This window comes from Acidovorax sp. Root275 (assembly GCF_001428965.1).
GTDB classification, from domain to species: Bacteria; Pseudomonadota; Gammaproteobacteria; order Burkholderiales; family Burkholderiaceae_C; genus Acidovorax; species Acidovorax radicis.
In genome coordinates this window covers 94,036-114,931 of record NZ_LMJH01000011.1, presented here as the reverse complement: position 1 = coordinate 114,931, position 20,896 = coordinate 94,036, and the positions used below count along the sequence as shown (strand labels likewise).

The following is a 20,896-nucleotide window of genomic DNA, read 5'->3' as shown; positions in this document are numbered from 1 at the left end:
GGCGCAATGCGCAGCACGGACAATAGCGCCGTGCTGTCCGTCCTCCTCATCACCTTCCCCTTCTTTGCCCTCGTGCTCTGCGGCTACCTGGCCGCACGGCGTGGGGTGCTGCCCCAGCCCGCCATCCCGGGGCTCAATGCCTTCGTGCTGTACTTCGCGCTGCCCTGCATGCTGTACCGCTTTGGCGCCAGCACGCCCATCGCGCAGCTGCTGGACCCGGCCGTGGCGGGCGTGTACGTGCTGTGCGCGCTGGTGATGGTGGGCGCCACGGTGGCGCTCACGCGCAGTGCGCGCATCGGCTGGAACGATGCGGCGTTTGGTGCACTGGTGGCCGCTTTCCCCAACACTGGCTTCATGGGCGTGCCGCTGCTGGTGGCGCTGCTGGGCGCGCAGAGCGCGGGACCGGCCATCGTGACCATCGTGGTGGACATGGTCGTCACCAGCTCGCTGTGCATTGCGCTGTCGCGCCTGGATGGCGCGGGCACCCATGGCGTGGGCGTGGCGCTGCGCAGTGCCTTCCGGGGCATGGCCACCAACCCCATGCCCTGGTCGATCGCGCTGGGTGCGCTGGCATCGGCCCTGCACTTCCAGCTGCCTGGCCCGGTGGACAAGACCATCGCCATGCTGGCCGACGCGGCCTCGCCCGTGGCGCTGTTCACCATCGGCGCGGTGCTGGCGCGCTCGCAGATGAACCAGCACGAACAGGTGCCCGCGCGCGATTACGTGCCGGTGGCCCTGGCCAAGCTGCTGGTGCACCCGCTGCTGGTATGGGGCGTGGGCATGGCCGCCATGATGCTGGGCGTGCCGCTCACGCCGTTTGCGCTGACGGTGCTGGTGCTGCTGGCGGCCTTGCCCAGCGCCAGCAACGTCTCGCTGCTGGCCGAGAAGTTCGGTGCCAACAACGGGCGTGTGGCGCGGATCATTCTGGTGTCCACCGCGCTGGCGTTTCTGAGCTTTTCGGCGGCGGTGGCGTTGCTGACCTGATTGCTATATTTTTGATAGCTTTTAGCGCTTTACCATAGAGCGCTGGCGGCCAAAAACACTTGAAATTTTGTGCCGCCCTCTACCTGGGGCGCATTCCCTGGCCGCGCCGCAGCCAGGCACCGGTCGCCAGCAGCCCCAGGCAAAGCACCACCAGCGCCCAGGGCGAGTTGGCGGGGATGTTGCTGGATGCCACCTCCTCCAGAACCAGGTCGTCGTGGTAGCCCGCTGCGTCGAAGGTGAAGAAGCTGCCGGTTTTGAGCGCAATGGTCACCTGGCTGGAGGCTGCGGTGAAGGTGGCGCCAAAAGGCTCCCATTCGAACTGGAAGACCCCGTTGAGCGCCAGGTTCGACACATCGCGCCGGGCGATCAGCGTGTCCAGCGGGCCGGGCGCGGCATCGATGGTGGCGGCACCCACGGCGCCGTCGTAGGCCACGACTTCCCACCAGGTGGCGTTGCCGCCCGCATTGCCCGTCACACCCCCCGACCAGGCGCCGCGCAGCCGGTACACCCGCCCGGGGGTGACCGCCACGGTCTGGAACAGGCCCCCGTGCGCATTGCCCGCACCGCTGCCTTTTTTCTGCGCGTGGGACGTTCCGGCGCCACCGAACGGGCACTGGGTGGGCACCCAGATGTCGCAGTCGTTGCTGTGTATCCAGGTGCCGTTCCAGAAGCCCGGCGGCGCCGTCCAGGTGCTCCAGCCGGTGAGGCCGGATTCGAAGTTGCCGTTGGTGAGCAGGTTCTGGGCACGCACGGCGGTTCCGCCCGCCAGGAAGACCAGCAAGATCAGGGCACGAACAATGGCTGTCATTGGTAAGGCTTTCTGAAAATGGAAGAAGCACGGGCGGGGCGTACATCCGGTGCCGGTCCACCGGACCCGCGCAGCACACGCATGCCCCGAGGCGATGCCGTGTGAGGCCGCAGTATCTGGGGCGAGCCCACGGCATGCAAGTTTTATCGGGCACGGGGGCGCCGCAAGGTGGGGGATTGCGTGGGGCTGCCCTTGCCAGGCCCGCGTGCCTCGCGCCTGCGGGTTGCAGATCACACCGTGTTTTCTGCACTTCGTCGCAAACGCCTCGCAGGGCCAGGGCGGGCTGGGCACAGTGCGGGTCGATCCGGGCGTGGTCCCGGCTTGTACCCCCACAGAAAGCCCTTTCATGAAAAAACGGATTCTTTTCCTGGCCGCGTTGACCGCCCTGGCTGCCCACGCCGCCGACCTGCGCATTGAAGTCACCGTGCCTGCGCAACAACAAGGCACCGTGCTGGCAGCCCTTTTTGACCAAAGCGAGGGCTTTCCGCGCGGCAAGCCGCTGCAGACCGCTGCCGCCCCGCTGGGCGATGGCAAGGCCGTGGTGCAGTTTGCAGGGGTGCCCGCAGGCGACTACGCCGTCTCGGCGTTTCTGGACGAGAACGGCAACATGAAGCTGGACACCAACCTGTTCGGCCTGCCGACCGAGTTGTATGGCTTCAGCCGCAATGCACGCAGCCCGGTGGGCCCGCCCACGTTTGCCGACGCAGCCTTCCGCGTGGGCGCGGATGCGGACCCCCAGGCCATCGAACTCAAGTAAGCCGACAAGGAGCCCGCGATGACCCACCCCCATCCACCGCGCCGCGCCGTTCTGGCGGCCCTGGGCGCCAGCCTGCTGCCCGCCCTGGGCCACGGCGCCGATGCGCCCCACGCCTGGCGCAGCAGCTACACCCCCTACAACGGGCCCTTGAAGGCGCCGCTGGCCAGCGGCCCGCTGCCCGTGGGGGGGCGCTGGCCTGCTGCATTGCAGGGCACGCTGTACCGCATCGGCCCCGCACGGCGCGAACTCGGCGGCGTGGCCATGAACCACTGGTTCGATGGCGACGGCATGCTGCAGGCGTTTCGTTTTGAGGGAGGTCAGGCTTCAACGCAAACACCGCCCCGCATATCCCACCGGGGCGCCCTGCTGGCCACCCCCAAGCTCACGGCGGAAGAGGCCGCTGGCCGGCTGCTGTACTCGGGCTTTGCCACCACGCTGCCCGGTTCGCCGCCGCTCAGCGGGCCCGACGCCGTCAACCCCGCCAACATCAACCTGCTGGCCCTGCCCGCGCGCAAGGAGCTTTTTGCGCTGTGGGAAGCCGGCTCCGCGCTGGCGGTGGACCCGGTCACGCTGCAGGCCCAGGGGTTCAAGGCCTGGTCGCCGCAGACCCAGGGCGCGCCATTTTCGGCGCACCCGCGCGTGGCGCCGGATGGCTCGGTATGGAATTTCGGCTACATGCCGGGCTCCGGGAAACTGCTGGTGTACGACATTGCACCGACAGGCCAGCTGCGCCGCCAGCATGTCCTGACCACGGAGCAGGCCGACATGGTGCATGACTTCGCCATCACAGAACGGCACCTCGTGTTCCTGCTGATGCCGCTGCAATTCAACGGTCACCCCGGCGCGGGGAGCCCGCTGTCCCACTACCAATGGAACGACAAGGCGCCGCTGGTGGTGCTGCTGGTGGACAAGGCGGACTTCAAGGTCCAGCGCTTCGAGTTGCCCGCCACAGGCCTGTTCCACCTGGCCAATGCCTGGGAAGAGGGCGGCACGGTGCAGGTACGGTTTGTGGCGCAGCCCGACATCCTGAACGCGCTGCACCACCTGAATGTGGATGGCGCGCGCAGCACCCCGGCTGCGGCCGCCACCCGGTGGGCACACATCACGCTCACCCCGTCCACGGGCCAGGCACGGCTGGAAACCCCGGGGCTTGCCCACGTGGAGTTCCCGCGCATCCACCCGGCACGCAACGGCCTGCCCACGCGCTTCACCACCCTGATGGCGCGCAGCCCGGGCATGGATGCCCAAGTGCAGGGCTTTGACACGGTGCTCACGCTGCAGGGCGACAAGACACCGCAGCGCCATCGGTACGGCGCGGGCTGGATCGCAGAGGAGCATGTCTACATACCCGCCAGCCCTACCGCCGCCGAGGGCCGGGGCTGGGTGCTGGGCACCGCCTACCACTGGCCCAGCGAGCGCACCACGCTGTCGGTGTTCGACGCGCAGGCGGTGAATGCAGGGCCACTGGCCAGCGTCACGCTGCCCTATGGCCTGCCGCTGGGCCTGCACGGCCAGTTTGTTCGGGCCTGAGGCCGCCCCGGTCCTCGGCGGCGGGTCGCCAAGGACCGGGCGCGCGCAGTGCGTTTCAGCACACTGCGCGGGCGGATGCTTCCAGTGCGCCCAGGGCATGCGCCAGCACAAACGCGCCGCCCAACAAAATGGCGCCCTCCAGATGGATCTGCAGCCCGAAGCCCGGCCTGTGGATGCGCGTGACCATGGTGTGGATCATCTTGCACATCCATGCCAGGGGGGTTGCCAGCATGCCCAGGTGCGCCCACATCTTCCAGCCGTACAACGCGGAGCCTATGTGGGTCGCCATGTTGCATTTGATGACGGCACCGGTGCGTGGCCAGTCGCTGTAGTCGAACAGGAGGGACAAAAAAACGACGCCGGCAATGGGCACCATCACAAAGAGCCAGAAAACCACCCATTTGCCGTCGTGGGGGTTCCAGCTCGGTCCTGCCTCGGAACCTGCCGTGCTGCGGTCACCGGGATGTTCATGCGCCTGCTTCGTGTGCGAGCCTTCCGACCGCACCACCTCGTCGGCCACGTCGGCGGCCGTGTCCAGCCAGTGGCGCCACTCGCGCACGCGGGGTTGTCGGCCCAGCGCTGCGACATAAACGCGTTGATCGTCCACACACGCCTGTTGCACGGACGTGATGCTGTGGGGCGGCAAATACCAGTCCTTGGATTTGCGCGGCAGCCGCATCACGAAGACGGTGGTGGTATCGGTCCCGCTTTCGGCGGTCAGGCCCGTGGCCCGGTGTTCAAGCTCGATGACCATCCAGTCGTAGCCCCGGTGCTGGCCCTTCACGATCCACTGCGGCCGCAGCCCTGACAGGTTCAATCTTTCCCACAGCGGAGCGGAAAAACTGTCGAGCAATCCGGGGGGTGGAGCTTCCTTGACGGCCATTTACAAGTCCTCCAGGTCGGCGTCGTCCTGCGCTGCGCGCCCGGCCTGGAACCCCACGACGAGGGCGACGATGGCACAGCCGAGCAGGTTCCACGGGCTGGGGATGCCATACACGGCGAAGCCCACCCCGACCACGCCCAACAGGATGGCCATGCGCAACAGGGCCTGGCCTTCGCCCAGCTTGGTGCCAAAACCCAGGATCACGTTGAACAGTACCAACATCAGAGGCCAGCCGATGAGGCAGCCGAACATCAGCAGGAAGGCCGCCATGCCTTTGGCCTGGGAGAACCACGATCCCCAGATCCAGTTGGTCGCCAGTGTTGCCACGGTGATGGTGATGGTGGCCCACAGGGGCTGCAGTTTGTGCAGGTCGTTCAGTTCTTTGTACATGGAAATCTGGCGTGGGAGGGGACGGTCACGTCCCGGACATCAAGGGGCCGTGTGTGCTGCAACGGGACAACGGTAGGTAGCTTTACGGAGTTGTCCGGGAGCGTGGGCTCTTTTTGTGGACAAGGCTGCCCGCCACTACCTGCGGTAGCGTGGCGCGGTACGCGGAGACGCCGAACGCGCGAAGCACGGGCCAGGTGCGATATGGAGCATGCGACCTTGCGCGCCTGCGGCACTCAGGGCGGGGGCTTTCGGCCCACCAGATAGCTCACCCCGGCGGGCCCATAGAACTCTGAATGCGGTTCCTGGGCCTGCAGGTGAAAGACCTCGCCCATGCCATACACGCGTTCCGCCCGTGCCGTCACGATGCGGATCTCGCCGGACAGGATCAGCGCCTTGGCCTCGAACGGATGGGTGTGGTCGTCCAGCATGCCGCCCGCATCGCGTGTGACGGTGACGGGGTGCTCGAAGCCTTCACGGGCCAGGGTCTGGGCAAATTCCTCGGAGGTCATGGGCGTGCTCCTGTGTGGGGGGCGGCGCAGTGCCCGGGAGGACCTTCCCCCAGGCCTGTCGCTGGCGAAACGCTCGCGGCGGCCTGGCCGCGCACACAATGCTATCGCCTGTGCCACTGCAGCATGGGCGTATCCATCCATTCATGAGGAGACATCCATGCGTTTTGCGAAGCCTTGTTTTCGGAGCTGGCTGGCAGCGGCCGTTGTTCTGTCCGCCGCCGCCACCGCGCACGGCGGCCAGGTGTTTGCCGACCAGGCGCCTTCGACGGCTTTGGGCCGCGACGTGAAGTTCACGGTGTATGTGCCCGACGGTTACCAGCCCGGCGGCACGGTGAACTATCCCGTGGTCTACCTGCTGCATGGCGCGGGTGGCGATGAGAACGAGTGGCGCACCAAGGGAGGTGCGGTCGAGACCCTGGACGGGCTCATCAAGCGAGGGCTGATCCGCCCGTCGGTGGTGGTCATGCCCACGGCGGGCCCGGCGTCGTGGTGGGCCGATGGTGCGGCAGAGAAGGCGGGCACGGCCATCATGAAAGACCTGCTGCCCTACGTCGAGTCGCGCTACCGCGTGCACAAGGAGCGCAGCGGCCGGGCCATCGGTGGCCTGTCCATGGGGGGCTATGGCGCGTTGAACCTGTCGCTGCGCAACCCCACACAGTTCTGCGCTGCGGCGGTGATCAGCCCTGCCATCTATGACCCGCTGCCGCCGGACACCTCGGCGGCACGGCGCACCCCGCAGTTCGTGCGCGACGGGCAGTTTGACCCCGACACCTGGAAGTCGCTGAACTACGCGGCCGCGCTCGATGCCTACAAGGCGGGCACGCCGCGTGTCCCGATGTGGATTGTGTCGGGCGACCACGACTACCTGGGCATCGCCCCCATGTCGGCCACCCTGTACTGGCGGCTGTACCAGATCCAGCCCAAGCTGGTGGAGCTGCGCGTCATCGACGGCGACCACGAATGGCTGGTGTTCCGCGACGCGTTGCCCGACGCCCTGCAGTACGTGGACCGGCAGTGCCGCCAGGGGTGACCACCTGGCTGTCGCGCACCCTGGCCCGGAATCTGCCGGAGGTCAGGATGCGCTGGGGTGCGAATGATTTTGCTATTAATTAAATAGCTGTTTGCGCATATCCATCAAGCGCCAGGACCGTAAAACGCTTGGATTTTCAGCCTAGATCGCCAGGGGGTCCACGTCCACCAGCCACCGGATCAAGCCCTTGTGCTCGGGCTGGCTGCGCGTGGTTTGCAGCATGGGCTGCCATGCGGCCAGAAAGCGCTGCAGTGCGGTGCGGCTGCTGCTTTCCATGAGCATCTGGGCGCGTTCGACATTGGCCACGCGCTGGATGGTCAGGGGCACGGGCGGGAACAGCGTCACCACGTCCAGCCCCGGCAGCCCGGCGGCTTGTGCGGCGGCCGTGGCGGCGGTCAGAAACCCTTGTGCCACGTCCTGCGTGCGGGCGTCGGCGCGCACCAGGGCCTGGTAGGAGAAGGGTGGCATGGCGGCCTCTTCGCGCTCCTTGAGCTGCTGGGCGGCAAAGGCCTCGTAGTCGTGCGTGCGCAGCGCCTCGAACACGGCGTGTTTGGGGTGAAAACTCTGCACCCACATCTCGCACGGTGTGCCCTGCGCGGCCATGTAGGCGGCGTCGCGCCCGGCGCGGCCGGCGGCCTGCATGAGCAGCGCAAACAGCCGCTCCGACGCGCGAAAGTCGCTGCTGAACAGGGCGCCGTCGGGCTGCACGGCCGCCACCAGCGTGATGCGGCGAAAGTCGTGGCCCTTGGCGATCATCTGCGTGCCCACCAGCACATCCACCTCGCCGGCGTGCACCTGCGCCAGCTGGGCCTCCAGCGCGCCCTTGGCCTTGGTGGTGTCGGCGTCGATGCGGGCGATGCGCGCGGGCGTGCGGTCGGGCCGCAGCACTTCGGACAGCAGGGCCGAGAGTTGTTCCTCCAGCTGCTCGGTGCCCCGGCCCATGGGGTGGATGTCGGGGCTGCCGCAGGTGGGGCAGTGGCGCGGTACCCGCAGCGTGTAGCCGCAGTGGTGGCAGCGCAGGGTGCGGTCGGTCTTGTGGAAGACCTGGTGCGCGCTGCAATGGGGGCAGTCGCTTTTCCAGCCGCAGTCCACGCAGTGCAGCACGGGGGCATAGCCCCGGCGGTTGAGCAAAATCATGCTTTGCTCGCCGCGCGCCACACGTTCGGTGATGGCCTGCAGCAGCGGCGCGCTGAACACTGCGCGCCGGGGCTGCTGGTTCATGTCCACCCGCCGCACCCGGGCCAGGGCGCCCGCGCCAATCCGGCTGGGCATGTGCAGGCGCACGTAGCGCCCGCCCTCGGGGTCTTCGGGTGTAGGCGGCCGGCTGGCGTGCCAGCTCTCGAGCGACGGTGTGGCAGAGCCTAGCAGCACCTTGGCGCCTTGCTCGCGCCCGCGCCAGATGGCCAGGTCGCGCGCTGAGTAGCGGGCACCCTCCTGCTGCTTGTAGCTGGGGTCGTGCTCCTCATCGACCACGATCAGCTTGAGCCCCGGCAGGCTGGCAAACACCGCCATGCGCGTGCCCAGCACGATGCGCGCGTTGCCGCTGTGGGCGGCCAGCCAGCTTTTGAGGCGCTGCGGGTTGGTCATGCCGCTGTGCAGCGACACCACGGCGCCCGCGCCAAAACGCGGGGCGAAGCGGCCCACGAAGCGTTCCTCGAGCTGGGGCGTGAGGTTGATCTCGGGCACCATCACCAGCGCCTGGGCCGTGGGATCGGCCTCCAGCATCTCCTGCACGCAGCGCAGGTAGACCTCGGTCTTGCCGCTGCCGGTGCTGCCAAACAGCAGAAAGGGACCTTTTTCTGCAGAAATTCGGGACCTGGCGCTTTCCTGTTCTGCGGTGAGTGCTATGTTTTGAATAGCATCTGCGGTCTCCCCAGCCGCCTTGCCGGGGCGGCGAAGGCGGCGCGCCAGTTGCTCGGGCCGCAGGTCGCGCAGCTGCGGAGGCAGGGCGGCCATGGCGATTTCGCCCAGGGCGCGCTGGTAGTAGCGCGCCGCAAACGCCACCAGGCGGCGCCAGGGCAGATCCAGCGGGGCCACGCCGTCGAGCACGCCGGCAACCGCGCGCAGCGTGGCGCCATCGGGCAGTTCGCCCGTGGCTTCGTCGGCATCCCACACCACACCCAGCACCTCGCGCGTGCCCAGAGGTACGCGCACCAGCGTACCGGGCGCGAGCGGGCGCTCACTGGCGTAGCTCAGCAGGTCGCCCACGCCGCTGTGCGACGGGGTGTGCAGGGCAACCTGAACGAGGGTGGAGGGGGCGGGCACGGCGAAGGGCGGGTTACAGCGGCTTGTGGAGGTCGCGCGGAGGTTTGGAGGCTAAGTGCTTGATTTGACAAGATCGGGGGAGTAATCCCGACTTTCTGTGGATAACTTTGTTGACATCCTGCCCGGACACCCTGCCAACCCGCATGAATACTGGCTGCGAACAGATTGCCCGGAAATGCGGCACGCCCAAAAAATCCTTATGAATCAATCATCTGAAGAAATTTTGCTGCAAATTCTGTGCTATGGCTCCGGTCTGGCTTTATGTTGCGCCGCATCACGTTTTGTGTGCATAAGTCGGACATCGGTGGCCCGTCAAGGGGGTGGGAGGCCCCAAATTTGTGCTAGCGGCTTGCCTGCGTGTTGAGGGTTTGGTGCGAAACAGGCTGCAAGTGCTTGATTTGACTGGGAATTTGTAAGAAATCCAGAATTTCTGTGGATAACTTTGTTGATATCCCTTGGGTTTGCAGCGCAAGCCCTTGAAAAACCGTGCTTTCGGTGGATTGCCTGTCAAAAAAGCACGGGATTAAATTCCTTATGAATCAATGGCTTATGAGATTGGAATTGTTTTTTTACAAACCAGGGCGCCGCTGGGCGACAGCCCCGCGCACGCTCCATTTTTGTGCATAAGTACGCCGTGCTAACGCCGGGCGCTCAACCCTGGCGCTGCGCGCGCGAGTAGCCGTGCACCGCTTCCACCAGCGCCGCCACATGCTCGGGCGGAGTGAACTGGCTGATGCCGTGGCCCAGGTTGAAGATGTGCGTGGGGCCGGTGGTACTGCGGTCGGTATGTGGCCGGCCAAAGCTGTCCAGCACGTGGCGCACCTGGGTGGCGATCTGCGCGGGCGGAGCGAACAGCACGTTCGGGTCGATGTTGCCCTGCAGCGCCTTGCCGGGGCCGCCGGCCTGGCCGCCCACGATGGCGCGGGCCTTGCCCAGGTTGGCGGTCCAGTCCAGGCCGAGCACCTCGCAGTCGATGTCCTTCATGTCTTCCAGCCAGATGCCGCCGCCCTTGGTGAAGACGATGCGCGGCACGTCGGTGCCGTCCACGCCGGTGCGCTTCAATTGCGCGAGCACCCGCTTGGTGTAGGCCAGGCTGAACTCCTGGAAAGCGCCGTCGGCCAGCACGCCGCCCCAGCTGTCGAAAATCATCACGGCCTGGGCGCCCGCGTCGATCTGGGCATTGAGGTAGGCGGCCACGCTGTCGGCGTTGATGGCCAGAATGCGGTGCATCAGGTCGGGGCGCGCATACATCAGGCTCTTGACCAGGCGGTAGTCGTCCGATCCCTTGCCTTCGACCATGTAGCAGGCCAGCGTCCAGGGGCTGCCCGAGAAGCCGATCAGTGGCACCCGGCCATTCAGGGCCTTGCGGATGCTGGTGACGGCGTCGAACACATAGCGCAGCTTGTCCATGTCGGGCACGGCCAGCTGTTCAACCGCGGCTTCGTCCCGCACCTGCTTGGCAAAACGCGGGCCCTCGCCCTCGGCAAACGTCAGGCCCAGGCCCATGGCGTCGGGCACGGTGAGGATGTCGCTGAACAGGATGGCCGCGTCGAGCGGGAAACGCTCCAGCGGCTGCAAGGTCACTTCGGTGGCGTAGTCCACATTGGTGGCCAGGCCCATGAAGCTGCCGGCCTGGGCGCGCGTGGCCTTGTATTCCGGCAGGTAGCGGCCCGCTTGGCGCATCAGCCACAAGGGCGTGTAGTCGGTGGCCTGGCGGCGGCAGGCGCGCAGGAAGGTGTCGTTGGAGAGGGGGGCAAAGCTCATGGCCTGAATTGTCGCAGGGTGCGCAGTGCGCCCCGCAGGCCCGGCCTGCCCCGGGTGCTTGCCATCACGTCACGGCGCGAGTTTCTGCTGCACCAGCCCGTAGACGCTGTAGCCCACCAGGTCGGGCATCGCATGGCCGGGGAAGGCCTTGGCCATTTCCGCCTGGATGGCCTGATGGTGCGCGCCCTGGCGCGCGGGATCGCTCAGCTCGCTGGCGCGGCTGCCCAGGCGCTGGAGGTAGCCCGTCACCACCGCGTCGGCCTTGTCGAGATAGGCCGTCTGCTCGGCCACCGCCTGTGCCACGGGCACGAACACGCCCCGCCCGCCGTAGACCTTGCCGGTGCCCAGGCGGGGCAGCTCGGCCAGGCCGGCCTTCCAGCCCTCCAGTGTGGGCAGGGGCTTACCGTTCACGATGCCGCCTTCGAGCCAGGCGTGGGTGTGCGTGTGCACCAGGTCGCCCACGGCAAGGTCGCCGGTCTGGTCAAAGCGCACCACGGTCTGGTTGCTGGAGATGCCTGGCTGGGGCAGCTCGAACAGCGTGATGGTTTCGCCCGACTTGAGCGTGATGCGGTGCTGGCCGGAATACGTGGTCTTGATGGCCTCTGCGCGCGGGTACGTTGCGTCCGTGAACGCCTTGGCGATCTTCACCCAGAAGTGGCGTTTGTACGCGTCCGTGTCCGGCACGGCGGCGGCGGTCTTGGCGGAGGCAATGCTCTCGATGCCCTGTGCGTGGAACACCGAGAGGCCGTTGAATTTGTCGGGGTTGGGGTGCGTCACGACCACACGGGTCACCGGGGACTTGGTCTGGCCGCGGATGGACGCGAGCAGGGCCTCGGCATGGGCGGGGGTGAACTGGGCATCGACCACCGTCACCTCCTGGCCGTCGTCGTACCAGACGGAGTGGGTGTTGAAACCGGCGGCATCGGAGGTGAACACTTGCACGGCGCCCGCCCAGGACGTGATGCTGGCGAATGTGAGGGCGATGGCAGCCAGCGTGCTCAGAGCGCGAGGACGGCGCTGGGAGCGGAAGGGGCTGAAAAAACGGGTGGAATAGGGGGCAGTCATGGTGTGGGCTCTGTGAAGTGGAAATGAGCCTCTAAGGTAAATTTGCGAGGCGTGGCCGTCTCGGCGCACCACGACAAAAAATATGCCCAAACAGACAAACGCAACGAACGCTGCCCAGACGCCTGCGCTGGGCCGCCGCAGGCCGCGCACTGCGGCGCTGGCCCCACCGGTGCTCGACAACCCGGTCGATGCGGACGCCGCCGAACGCGGGGTCTGTGTGGTTTCTGACCGCTACCCGCCCTTTGACGGCCACTGGCACGCCCACCAGAGTGCCCAGTTTGTCTATGCCTGCGAAGGCATGCTGACCACCCACACGCAGCGCGGCACCTGGATCGTGCCGCCGCACCGTGCGGTGTGGCTGCCGCCCGGCATGGTGCACAAGGTGGCCGCGGATCGCCCGGTGTGGCTGCGCACGCTGTACGTGAAACCCGGCGCGGCCGACACCCCGTCGGAGCCAGGCGTCGTCACGGTCGATCCGTTGCTCGACGCCCTGCTGGCCGAGGCAGCGAGTTTTGGCATCGACTACCCGCTCGGCGGGCGAGAAGAGCGCTTGATCGCCGTCATCCTGGACCGCCTGCCGAACCTGGAAACCGTGCCGTCCTACCTGCCCACCCCGGCAGACCCACGGCTGGTGCGCCTCACCACCGCGCTGCAGGCGCAGCCCGCCGATGCACGCACGCTCGATGAACTGGCCGCCGCCTGCGGCATGACTGCCCGCACCGCCGCGCGCCTGTTTGCCAAGGAGACGGGGCTGACCTTTGCCCAGTGGCGCCAGCAGCTGCGCCTCCTCAAGGGCATGCAATGGCTCAGCCAGGGCCGCAGCGTGACCGAGGTGGCGCTCGAAGTCGGTTACCTGGATGTGTCGGGCTTCATCACCGTGTTCAAGCAGGCGTTTGGGGAAACGCCGGCGCGGTACTTTCGGCGCGGAGGTTGAGCAGGGCTTGCTCCGCAGGGTGGCTGGTCGGGTACGAACGAACTACCGCTCTGCGATGTAGTGCGACATGCGCACCACCTCGCCGGGCGCGAGGAACGCCCGCACCTCGGTCTCCAGCGCCTGGTCGGCCATGGTGGCGCGGGCGCGCTGGTGCAAATAGTCGGCCCAGGACTCGACGATGAAGCGCTCCACATAGCGTGAAGGCTCGCCCAGGTCCTTGTACACCCGCCAGAAGGTCGCGCCATCGCGCCGGCGCGGGGCCTTCATGCGGCTGATGGTGTCAAGAAACTCGGTGTCGGTGCCGGGCGCAATGCGGTAGCCCACCTCCACGGCCACGGGCCCGGCCTCGGGCAGGGGCTCGGCCTCGATGAAGAGTTCATCCCAGGGCGTGGCCTGCGTCACCTCGTGCAGAGCCCCCATGCGCAGCGGCATCGGCCGCGCCAGCAGCAAGCCTGCGCCCATGAGCGCAGCGGCCACATACAGCGTGGGTGCCAGGCCCACGATGTCGGACGCCGCACCCCAGAAGGCCGATCCCATCGCAAATGCGCCCAACGCTGCCACCATGTGCATGGCCACCGCGCGGGAGCGCACCCACTGCGGTGCGCTGGCTTGCGTGGCGGTGTTGAAGGTGGACATCGCCGACATCCAGGCCGCGCCCGCAAACAGCATGGCGATGTAAACCACCCATGCGATCTTGGTCAGTGCCGCCACCAGCATGGCCGCTGCAAACACCACGCCGCCCACGCCCACGATGGCTTCCATGCCAAAACGCGCGCGCAGCCGCCCCAGCACCAGGCCCACTGCCACCGCGCCGGTGCCGAGGCACCCCATCAGCAGGCCAAAGCCCGGCGCGCCGGTGCCCAGCCGCTGGGCAATGACGGGCAGCAGCGCCCACAGGGCCGAGCCCGCAGCGCTGAACGCCATCACCCGCACCAGTTGCGCCAGGATGATGCGCGAGTGCCATGCAAACCGCAGTCCGCTCAACGTGCCGCCCCACAGGCGCTCGGCGGGCAGCTTGGACGGCGGGTGGGCCTTGGGGGGCCAGCGGCGGATGGACTCCCACATCACCAAGGTGGTGGTTACCGTGACGGCGAACACCCAGCCCGCGCCCAATTGGGCAAACACCAGCCCGGCCAGCGTGGGCCCGATGGCGCGCGCTGCGTTGTACGCAATGCTGACCGCAGTGATGGCCTGCGGCCACTCGTCGCGCGGCACCGGGTCGATGACCGAAGAGTTCCACGCCGGCGTGAGCACCGCCGTGCAGCAGCCGCAGATGAACACCAGGAACAGCACTGATGCCGGGCCGCCCCAGCCCCCCAGGACCAGCAGTGTCAACAGTGCGCAGGCCCCCACCTGCGCCAGCAGCGCCCCCGAGATCAGGCGCCGCCGGTCCGTCGTGTCGGCCAGCACACCCGCCGGCAGTGCCAGCAGGAACATCGGCATGAACACCGCCGTCTGCACCAGCGCCGCCAGGAACGACGAGCCCGTGAGCTCCACCATCAGCCAGGCCGCTGCCATGGTCTGCATGCCGCTGCCGATGAAGAACACGCCACCGCAGACCCACAGGCCCCGGAATGCTGGTTGGCGCAAGGGGCTCCACAAGGAAGTAGGCGGGGGCGCGGACATGTAGGGGGGTGTAGGCAAGCGGATGAAGATTGAGAAGGACCGGCCAACTGCGCAGGTCGCTGTCACTGGCGCCGCACCATTGTGCGTGCGCCCGGGGCGTTGTGCTGAAAGGAGGCTTCTACAGCCTCCCTGTGGCGGCTGTCATCCCCAAAATGAGGGATAGACGGGTGCCAGCCTACTGTTACGATGGGTACACGCTGTAACAGTATGTTTGCTGTCCACGGCGGCCACATAGCAACTTTATTGGTGAGAGGAGAGGGAAATGAACATGAAAAAATGCGTGATGTCGATGGGCATCCTGCTGGCAGCGGGGCTGGCCCATGCGGACTTGCAAAACATCAGTTCGGGTACCGTGCACTCCGCGTCTGACCTCCAAGGCGTGGCCTGTACCGTCGTTGGGACGGCCGGCCCGTTCTACCGAGGTAGAAAGATTCTGTATGTACTCGCTGAGTCGGTGGGCAACGGTCGCGACACCAACCTCCAACTCCGCTCGCTCAAATACGACCTGGTGCTGCAAAACGACGATTGGCAAAAACCCTGGTACGTCAACGGCGTGGCGCAGGACCCCGTGCCCCTCATCCTGTACACCGAATTCCTGCGCACGCCCAACCGAACCGCCGATGCCGGTGTGATCTATTTTGCCGACCCGGGCGAGGCCCTGTGCGTGTTCACCAACGAGCGTACCAACGACGGGAATCTGTACCAGGTGCAGATCTCCATCACAGACCGCACCGCCGCCATCACCGCCGCAGGCATCAAGTCGGCGCAAACCGGCGAGTTGCTCGACCCCACCGGCGCTGTGCGGGCCGAGCTTGACCAGTTCATGCTGCAGCAGCAGTCCAGCACTGGCAAGTAAGCAGGCAAGCAGGCGCCCGCCCAAGAACGTTTGGGCGGCTGGCACTTTCTGCATCTGCGCAGTGCGCTACTGATTCAGTAGCGTCCCGCTTGCTCCCGCCTGCAGCAGCCGCGTGAGCAGAGGGTGCATCAGCTTGCGGGCGCTGTAGATCAGGTGGAACTACTCCTGCATGTCGGGTGTGGTGCCCACCTGCACCAGCCCCAGCATCTTGGCAAGGTGCTCGCCCAGTGATACCGGCGCGGGCATTGCGCCATGCCGGAATCAGCTGGCGCAAAATGGTTCTGCGATTGACCCGAATGGAATGCCGCGATCTGGTTTGAATCAGATCATGGTTATTCATTCCAATGCGCAGCAATAAAAGTGTGCGGTTGCACGGTACGGTGCCGGGTAAACAAGATGGGTCACCGCCGCAGCCTTCCGCGTCCATCGCATCCCGGGCCATTCAAGGGTGCTGCCGCCCACCCCGCAACCGGTAGGTGCGCGGCACATCGGTGCGGCTGGCTACCAGCGCTTCCGCCCGCTTTTGCATATCTGCCAGTGCGTGGTCCAGCGCTTGCACAGACCCCTCGTCCAGTCCCGCCAGCAGATCCTGGTTGAGCGCCTTCACTTGTGGGAACAGGGCATCGTGCAGCGCTTGCCCTGCCTGGGTGAGTGAGAGCACGGCCTGGCGCCGGTCGCCCGGCATCGCATCGCGGGTGAGCAGCTTCTTGGCCAAGAGTGACGTGATGGCGCGTGACGTGCGCGCCCGGTCCAGTCCCAGGCGCTGCGCCAACTCGGCCGGGGGCATGCCGGGGTGCTGCGCCAGCATCATGAGCAACCCCCACTCGCGCCGCGTGATGCCATAACCCCCTTCGCACAGCCGCACTACCAGGCTGCCTGCCACCGCCAGCAGGCGGTTCAGGCGGTACATCAGCAGGTCATTGGCGGCTGCGGGGTGGGTCAGTCGGTAGCCCATTTCGGCGGGTTCGCAGGGTGCCGGGGCAGGCGCAGGCATCAGGGTATTTCCGGGCAAGAATTGATTAGATCAATTGATTGTGTGGGCAATACAGTGCGCCCATCAACCTGCGCAGCCGCGCAGAGCCCTGCCATCGCCCCAGGAGACCCTGACCATGTGGAAACCTCTTTCCTCCTTGCTGGCCACCGTGCTGGCCTTGTCCGCATCGCTTGCACAGGCGCAGGAAGCTCCCCTGCGCATCGTGGTCGGCTACGCCCCCGGCGGCGCGACCGACCGCGTGGCCCGCATCGTGGCCGACAAGCTGGGCACCAAGCTCGGCACGCCCGTCATCGTGGAGAACAAGACCGGCGCGGGCGGCCGCCTCTCGGCCCAGGCAGTGAAGGCCGCGCCCGCCAACCAGCCCACGCTGCTGCTGGCCAACCCGGCCGTCATGCTGGTGGCGCCCCTGGTGTTCCCCGACGCGGGCTACGACCCCGAGCGCGATTTCCGCCCCGTGAGCCATGTCAACAGCTATGAGTTCGGCGTGGCCGTGGCCAGCGCCGTGCCGGTCAAGGAGCTGCCGCACCTGATGGCCTGGCTGCGCGCCAACCCCGACAAGGCCAACTTCGGCGTGCCGGCCACGGGCAGCCTGCCGCACTTCTTCGGCCTGATGGTGGGCGACGCCGCCAAGGTGCGCGCCGAGGTGGTGGGCTACCGCGGCTCGGCACCGCTGCTCAACGATCTGCTGGGCGGCCAGGTGCCCGTGGCGTTCGACACCTTCGACACCCTGCTGCCCCAGCACGAGGCCGGCAAGATCCGCATCCTGGCCGTGTCGAGCGCCAAGCGCAGCCCGCTGGACCCCAAGATCCCCACCTTCAAGGAAAGCGGCATGGACCTGGCCGCCACGGGCTGGAACACCTTCTTTGCCCCGATGAGCATGCCCAAGGCCCAGGCCGAACGCCTGGCCGGCTTGATCGTGGAGGTGATGAAGGACCCGGACACCCAGCGCAAGTTCGAGGCGGCCAAGATGGAGCCCGTGGTGGCGACCATGGCGCAGACCGAAGCGATGCTCAAGGCGTACCGCGCGCAGTGGGCCCCGGTGGTCCAACGCTCGGGCTTCAAGCCATGACCACCCGCCCCAACATCCTCTTCATCGTCGCCGACGACCTCGGCTATGCAGACCTTGGCTGCTACGGCGGGCGCGACGCGGGCTTTGGCGCGGTTTCGCCCGTGCTCGACGGCCTGGCTGCCAAGGGCCTCAAGCTCACGCAGGGGTACTCCAACTCGCCCGTCTGCTCGCCCACGCGCTTTGCGCTGATGACCGCGCGCTACCAGTACCGCCTGCGCGGCGCAGCCGAAGAGCCCATCAACAGCAAGAGCCGGGGCAGCACCACCCTGGGCCTGCCGCCCGAGCACCCCACGCTGCCATCGCTGCTGCGCGCATCGGGCTACCGCACTGCGCTGATGGGCAAGTGGCACCTGGGCTACCCGCCCGCGTTCGGGCCGCTGCGCTCGGGCTACGAAGAGTTCTTCGGGCCCATGTCAGGTGGGGTGGACTACTTCACCCACTGCAGCTCGGGTGGCCAGCACGACCTGTACCTGGGCGAAGAAGAAAAGCAGCAGGACGGCTACCTCACCGACCTCATCACCGACCACGCGCTCGACTACGTTGCACGCATGGTGCCCGGCGCACAGGCCGGCACGCCGTTCTTCTTGAGCCTGCACTACACGGCCCCCCACTGGCCGTGGGAGACCCGCGACGACGAGGCGCTGGCAGCGGAGGTCAAGGGCAACCTGTTCCATCTGCACGGCGGCAGCATCGAGACCTACCGCCGCATGATCCACCACATGGACGAGGGCATCGGCCGCATCATGGCGCTGCTGCAGGCGCAGGGCCTGGAGCGCGACACGCTGGTTGTCTTCACCAGCGACAACGGCGGCGAGCGCTTCTCGGACAGCTGGCCCCTGGTCGGCGGCAAGATGGATTTGACCGAAGGCGGCATCCGCGTGCCCTGGATCGCCCACTGGCCCGCCGTGATCGCGCCGGGCAGAATGAGCCCGCAGACCTGCATGACCATGGACTGGTCCGCCACGATGCTCGATGCAGCGGGCGTGGCCGCTGCGCCCGACTACCCGCTCGACGGCTGCTCGCTGATGCCGCTGCTGCGCGACCCGTCGGTGCTGCACGAGCCCGCGCTGTTCTGGCGCATGAACCACCGCGGCCAGCGCGCCATGCGCCAGGGCGACTGGAAGTACCTGCGGGTGGACGGCAACGACTACCTGTTCAACCTAGCGCAGGACGAGCGCGAGCGCGCCAACCGCGCGCCGGTGGAGCCCGCGCGGCTGCAGGCCATGCGCGCGGCGTGGGAAGCGTGGAACGCCTCAATGCCCCCGATCCCGGACGATGCGACGGTGAGCCTGGGCTATTCGGTCAAGGACATGCCGCAGCGCTGAGAACCCGTCGACGATCTCTTTGGGGCCGCCGCACGCATTCGGCTGGAAGGGTGGGCTTGCCCTGTTGCCTGCGGGCAGGGCTTGCCGCTAGATTGGCGCCATGCCCGCAGTTCCTGCATCCGCCACCCCGCCTCCACTGCGCCAGTGGACGACCGATGTGGTCGCGCCCGCAGCGCGCCTGGACTACTGGGTGGGGGCGATCTGCGAGGCGTTCCTGGAGATGGACTGCAGCTCGCGCGAGGCGCCCATGTTCGACGGGGCGTTGGTCAGTCTTCCGGTGGAGACCCTGTCGGTCAACCAGGTCCGCGCTTCCACACAGGACGTGTATCGCACGCCGTCCGGCATTGCGCGCAGCCAGCAACTGCCGTTTTACCTGATCGGCCAGGCAGAGTCCGCCTGGCATGTGCGGCAAGACGGCCAAGTGGCCTACCTGCGCCCCGGCGATGTGGTGCTGGTGGATTCAGCCCGGCCGTATGAATTGCATTTTCCGGACGGCGTGAACTGTGTCTCGTTGCAGTTGCCGCGCGTCTGGGTGGGGCAATGGCTGGCCCAGGCCGAGGCGCGCGGGCCCCGCGTGGCCTGGCGGGACCAGGGCTGGGGCCAGAGCCTGGGCGCACTGGCCGTGCAGCTGGCGCGCGACCCCACCTCGGCGCAGGCACTGTCGCCTTCGCTGTTGTCGAACCACCTCGGAGCCTTGCTGGGCGCAGCGCTGGAGCCGTCCCAGCCGCCCACTCCCTCCGCCGTGCGAAGCCTGCATGTCCGCCTGTGCGCACTGCTGCGCGCCCGCATCGACCAGCCAGGCGTTTCCGCCGAGGCTCTTGCAAAGGAGGCGGGTGTCTCGGTACGCACCCTGCACCGCGCGTTTGCGGCGCAGGGCCACACCTTTGCGGGCACGCTGCGGAAGATGCGCCTGGAGCGCGCGGGCGAGCTGCTGCGCCGGCCCCAGCTGGCCCATGTGGCGGTGGCCGAGATTGGGCGGCGCTGTGGTTTTGCCGACGCGTCGCACTTCGCGCGGGCGTTTCAACGCGCCATGGGGGCATCGCCCGCGCAATGGCAGCGCGGCGGCTGAGCCTGGTCGCGATGCGGCCCATTTGGCGCATCCGGCACATCGGGCTGGCACGCGCAGGCCATTTTGGACAGCGCTCTCTTCGTAAGGTGGCGGCAGGGCAGATCACCCTGTCCATCCCGCAACAAAACCGAAGGAGACACACATGGCGGATACCTATGTTCTGGTCCATGGCGCCTGGCACACCGGCGCCGAGATGGAGGCCACGGCCGGCCACCTGCGCGCACGCGGCCACACCGTGCACTGCCCCACCCTGGCCGGCAACCGGCCGGGCGATGACCGCGCAGCCACGGGCCTGGCGGATGCGGTGGACTCGCTTGCGGGTTTTATCGAGGGCCACGGCCTCACCGATGTGCGCCTGGTCGGCCACAGCTATGGCGGCATGGTCATCAGCCACATGCCCGCGCGGCTGCCCGGGCGCATCCGCCGGCTGGTGTACTGGAACGCGTTTGTGCCGATGCACGGCGAATGCCTGAACGACTTGGTGCCGCCGCACTACCGCGCGCTGTTCGACCAGGTGGCGGCGGCCAGCGGCAATGCCGTGATGCTGCCGTACCCCATCTGGCGCGAGGCCTTCATCAACGACGCCGACGAGGCTTTGGCGCGCAGCAGCTACGCGCAGTTGAATCCGCACCCGTACCGCACCTTCACCGAGCCGGCGCAGTTGCCCGTGCCGCTGGCGGCGCTGGAGATTGGCAAGAGCTACCTCAACGCCCAGCAGGATGCGGCGCTGCCCCACAGCTTGCCTTGGCACCCGCGCCTGTCGGAGCGGCTGGGCCTGTTCCGGCTGGTGGAGTGCGCGGGCAGCCACGAGATCTGCTTTTCGGACCCGGAGATGGCGGCGGCGAGCATCGAGCGGGCTGGGCGGGATTAGCTGGATACCCCCTCAGCGGCTGCGCCGCGTCCCCCTGGAGGGGGACGACGCCATCGCTGCGGGGCGGCCCTTGCTGGGCGCCTCTGGCGTGGGGCGTGCCTGTTTCGTGGAGGGGGGGATTGGCGCTGCCGCAGGGGGAATGGTTTTTAGTCTTTTTGGTCCCCGCC

At 67.3% G+C, this 20,896-nt stretch carries 19 protein-coding genes; 10 read left to right on the top strand and 9 right to left on the bottom strand.

Translation table 11 applies throughout. The annotated features are described in order from the left end of the window. Positions 1-30: 30 nt before the first annotated feature. The gene (locus tag ASE52_RS24000) at positions 31-984 is read left to right on the top strand and encodes an AEC family transporter (RefSeq protein ID WP_057230056.1); all 954 of its coding nucleotides are present in this window, start codon (positions 31-33) and stop codon (positions 982-984) included. A 79-nt stretch (positions 985-1,063) separates the two neighbouring features. Here ASE52_RS24000 and ASE52_RS23995 read toward each other — a convergent pair whose 3' ends face one another. Further along, on the bottom strand, positions 1,064-1,792 hold the full coding sequence (locus ASE52_RS23995; RefSeq protein ID WP_057229853.1) for a hypothetical protein: 729 nt from the start codon (positions 1,790-1,792) through the stop codon (positions 1,064-1,066). A gap of 346 nt (positions 1,793-2,138) precedes the next feature. Here ASE52_RS23995 and ASE52_RS23990 point away from each other — a divergent pair, with 346 nt between their 5' ends. Further along, positions 2,139-2,549, top strand: coding sequence for a DUF2141 domain-containing protein (locus ASE52_RS23990; protein ID WP_057230054.1), 411 nt, complete (start codon positions 2,139-2,141; stop codon positions 2,547-2,549). Between the two features lie 18 nt (positions 2,550-2,567). Continuing rightward, a complete protein-coding gene (locus ASE52_RS23985; RefSeq protein WP_057229851.1) occupies positions 2,568-4,079 on the top strand; it encodes a carotenoid oxygenase family protein in 1,512 nt (503 codons plus the stop codon). A gap of 55 nt (positions 4,080-4,134) precedes the next feature. Here the strand turns inward: ASE52_RS23985 and ASE52_RS23980 are convergent, their stop codons facing one another. The 3 genes from ASE52_RS23980 to ASE52_RS23970 form a co-directional block, all read right to left on the bottom strand. After that, complete coding sequence (locus ASE52_RS23980; protein ID WP_140426331.1) at positions 4,135-4,962, bottom strand: hypothetical protein; 828 nt, start codon at positions 4,960-4,962, stop codon at positions 4,135-4,137. Further along, entirely contained in the window at positions 4,963-5,352 is a 390-nt protein-coding gene (locus tag ASE52_RS23975) for a hypothetical protein (protein WP_057229847.1), read from the bottom strand. A gap of 233 nt (positions 5,353-5,585) precedes the next feature. Further along, on the bottom strand, positions 5,586-5,861 hold the full coding sequence (locus ASE52_RS23970; protein ID WP_010466213.1) for a hypothetical protein: 276 nt from the start codon (positions 5,859-5,861) through the stop codon (positions 5,586-5,588). A gap of 157 nt (positions 5,862-6,018) precedes the next feature. Between ASE52_RS23970 and ASE52_RS23965 the strand changes: the two genes are divergently transcribed. After that, on the top strand, positions 6,019-6,891 hold the full coding sequence (locus ASE52_RS23965) for an alpha/beta hydrolase-fold protein (protein WP_057229846.1): 873 nt from the start codon (positions 6,019-6,021) through the stop codon (positions 6,889-6,891). 141 nt (positions 6,892-7,032) lie between these two features. Here the strand turns inward: ASE52_RS23965 and priA are convergent, their stop codons facing one another. From priA to ASE52_RS23950, 3 genes are all read right to left on the bottom strand, one after another. Then, a complete protein-coding gene (priA, locus tag ASE52_RS23960; RefSeq protein ID WP_057229842.1) occupies positions 7,033-9,156 on the bottom strand; it encodes a primosomal protein N' in 2,124 nt (707 codons plus the stop codon). Between the two features lie 651 nt (positions 9,157-9,807). Further along, entirely contained in the window at positions 9,808-10,920 is a 1,113-nt protein-coding gene (gene hemE, locus ASE52_RS23955; protein WP_010466210.1) for a uroporphyrinogen decarboxylase, read from the bottom strand. 69 nt (positions 10,921-10,989) lie between these two features. Then, on the bottom strand, positions 10,990-11,985 hold the full coding sequence (locus ASE52_RS23950) for an MBL fold metallo-hydrolase (RefSeq protein WP_057229840.1): 996 nt from the start codon (positions 11,983-11,985) through the stop codon (positions 10,990-10,992). Positions 11,986-12,067: 82 nt separating this feature from the next. Here ASE52_RS23950 and ASE52_RS23945 point away from each other — a divergent pair, with 82 nt between their 5' ends. Then, entirely contained in the window at positions 12,068-12,919 is an 852-nt protein-coding gene (locus ASE52_RS23945) for a helix-turn-helix transcriptional regulator (RefSeq protein WP_082607002.1), read from the top strand. 42 nt (positions 12,920-12,961) lie between these two features. Here ASE52_RS23945 and ASE52_RS23940 read toward each other — a convergent pair whose 3' ends face one another. After that, positions 12,962-14,545: an MFS transporter gene (locus ASE52_RS23940; RefSeq protein WP_057229839.1), complete on the bottom strand. Its 1,584-nt coding sequence runs from the start codon at positions 14,543-14,545 to the stop codon at positions 12,962-12,964. 262 nt (positions 14,546-14,807) lie between these two features. Between ASE52_RS23940 and ASE52_RS23935 the strand changes: the two genes are divergently transcribed. After that, positions 14,808-15,401 carry a hypothetical protein gene (locus ASE52_RS23935; protein ID WP_057229837.1) on the top strand — a complete coding sequence of 198 codons (594 nt, stop codon included), beginning with the start codon at positions 14,808-14,810 and terminating at the stop codon, positions 15,399-15,401. A gap of 442 nt (positions 15,402-15,843) precedes the next feature. Here ASE52_RS23935 and ASE52_RS23930 read toward each other — a convergent pair whose 3' ends face one another. Further along, complete coding sequence (locus ASE52_RS23930) at positions 15,844-16,395, bottom strand: MarR family transcriptional regulator (protein WP_082607001.1); 552 nt, start codon at positions 16,393-16,395, stop codon at positions 15,844-15,846. A gap of 115 nt (positions 16,396-16,510) precedes the next feature. Between ASE52_RS23930 and ASE52_RS23925 the strand changes: the two genes are divergently transcribed. From ASE52_RS23925 to ASE52_RS23910, 4 genes are all read left to right on the top strand, one after another. Further along, positions 16,511-17,464, top strand: coding sequence for a tripartite tricarboxylate transporter substrate-binding protein (locus ASE52_RS23925; RefSeq protein ID WP_057229835.1), 954 nt, complete (start codon positions 16,511-16,513; stop codon positions 17,462-17,464). Continuing rightward, entirely contained in the window at positions 17,461-18,789 is a 1,329-nt protein-coding gene (locus ASE52_RS23920; protein WP_057229833.1) for a sulfatase-like hydrolase/transferase, read from the top strand. Before ASE52_RS23925 ends, ASE52_RS23920 begins: the two co-directional genes overlap by 4 nt. A 100-nt stretch (positions 18,790-18,889) precedes the next feature. Then, on the top strand, positions 18,890-19,858 hold the full coding sequence (locus ASE52_RS23915; protein WP_057229830.1) for a helix-turn-helix domain-containing protein: 969 nt from the start codon (positions 18,890-18,892) through the stop codon (positions 19,856-19,858). 142 nt (positions 19,859-20,000) lie between these two features. Beyond that, entirely contained in the window at positions 20,001-20,729 is a 729-nt protein-coding gene (locus ASE52_RS23910; RefSeq protein ID WP_057229829.1) for an alpha/beta hydrolase, read from the top strand. Positions 20,730-20,896: the final 167 nt, after the last annotated feature.

What these genes read in the sequence shown, in the direction of transcription:
- ASE52_RS23995 (WP_057229853.1), bottom strand. Translation starts at nt 1,792, where the DNA reads ATGACAGCCATTGTTCGTGCCCTGATCTTGCTGGTCTTCCTGGCGGGC.
- ASE52_RS23990 (WP_057230054.1), top strand. Translation starts at nt 2,139, where the DNA reads ATGAAAAAACGGATTCTTTTCCTGGCCGCGTTGACCGCCCTGGCTGCC.
- ASE52_RS23985 (WP_057229851.1), top strand. Translation starts at nt 2,568, where the DNA reads ATGACCCACCCCCATCCACCGCGCCGCGCCGTTCTGGCGGCCCTGGGC.
- ASE52_RS23980 (WP_140426331.1), bottom strand. Translation starts at nt 4,962, where the DNA reads ATGGCCGTCAAGGAAGCTCCACCCCCCGGATTGCTCGACAGTTTTTCC.
- ASE52_RS23975 (WP_057229847.1), bottom strand. Translation starts at nt 5,352, where the DNA reads ATGTACAAAGAACTGAACGACCTGCACAAACTGCAGCCCCTGTGGGCC.
- ASE52_RS23970 (WP_010466213.1), bottom strand. Translation starts at nt 5,861, where the DNA reads ATGACCTCCGAGGAATTTGCCCAGACCCTGGCCCGTGAAGGCTTCGAG.
- ASE52_RS23965 (WP_057229846.1), top strand. Translation starts at nt 6,019, where the DNA reads ATGCGTTTTGCGAAGCCTTGTTTTCGGAGCTGGCTGGCAGCGGCCGTT.
- hemE (WP_010466210.1), bottom strand. Translation starts at nt 10,920, where the DNA reads ATGAGCTTTGCCCCCCTCTCCAACGACACCTTCCTGCGCGCCTGCCGC.
- ASE52_RS23950 (WP_057229840.1), bottom strand. Translation starts at nt 11,985, where the DNA reads ATGACTGCCCCCTATTCCACCCGTTTTTTCAGCCCCTTCCGCTCCCAG.
- ASE52_RS23945 (WP_082607002.1), top strand. Translation starts at nt 12,068, where the DNA reads ATGCCCAAACAGACAAACGCAACGAACGCTGCCCAGACGCCTGCGCTG.
- ASE52_RS23940 (WP_057229839.1), bottom strand. Translation starts at nt 14,545, where the DNA reads ATGTCCGCGCCCCCGCCTACTTCCTTGTGGAGCCCCTTGCGCCAACCA.
- ASE52_RS23935 (WP_057229837.1), top strand. Translation starts at nt 14,808, where the DNA reads ATGAACATGAAAAAATGCGTGATGTCGATGGGCATCCTGCTGGCAGCG.
- ASE52_RS23930 (WP_082607001.1), bottom strand. Translation starts at nt 16,395, where the DNA reads ATGCCTGCGCCTGCCCCGGCACCCTGCGAACCCGCCGAAATGGGCTAC.
- ASE52_RS23925 (WP_057229835.1), top strand. Translation starts at nt 16,511, where the DNA reads ATGTGGAAACCTCTTTCCTCCTTGCTGGCCACCGTGCTGGCCTTGTCC.
- ASE52_RS23920 (WP_057229833.1), top strand. Translation starts at nt 17,461, where the DNA reads ATGACCACCCGCCCCAACATCCTCTTCATCGTCGCCGACGACCTCGGC.
- ASE52_RS23915 (WP_057229830.1), top strand. Translation starts at nt 18,890, where the DNA reads ATGCCCGCAGTTCCTGCATCCGCCACCCCGCCTCCACTGCGCCAGTGG.
- ASE52_RS23910 (WP_057229829.1), top strand. Translation starts at nt 20,001, where the DNA reads ATGGCGGATACCTATGTTCTGGTCCATGGCGCCTGGCACACCGGCGCC.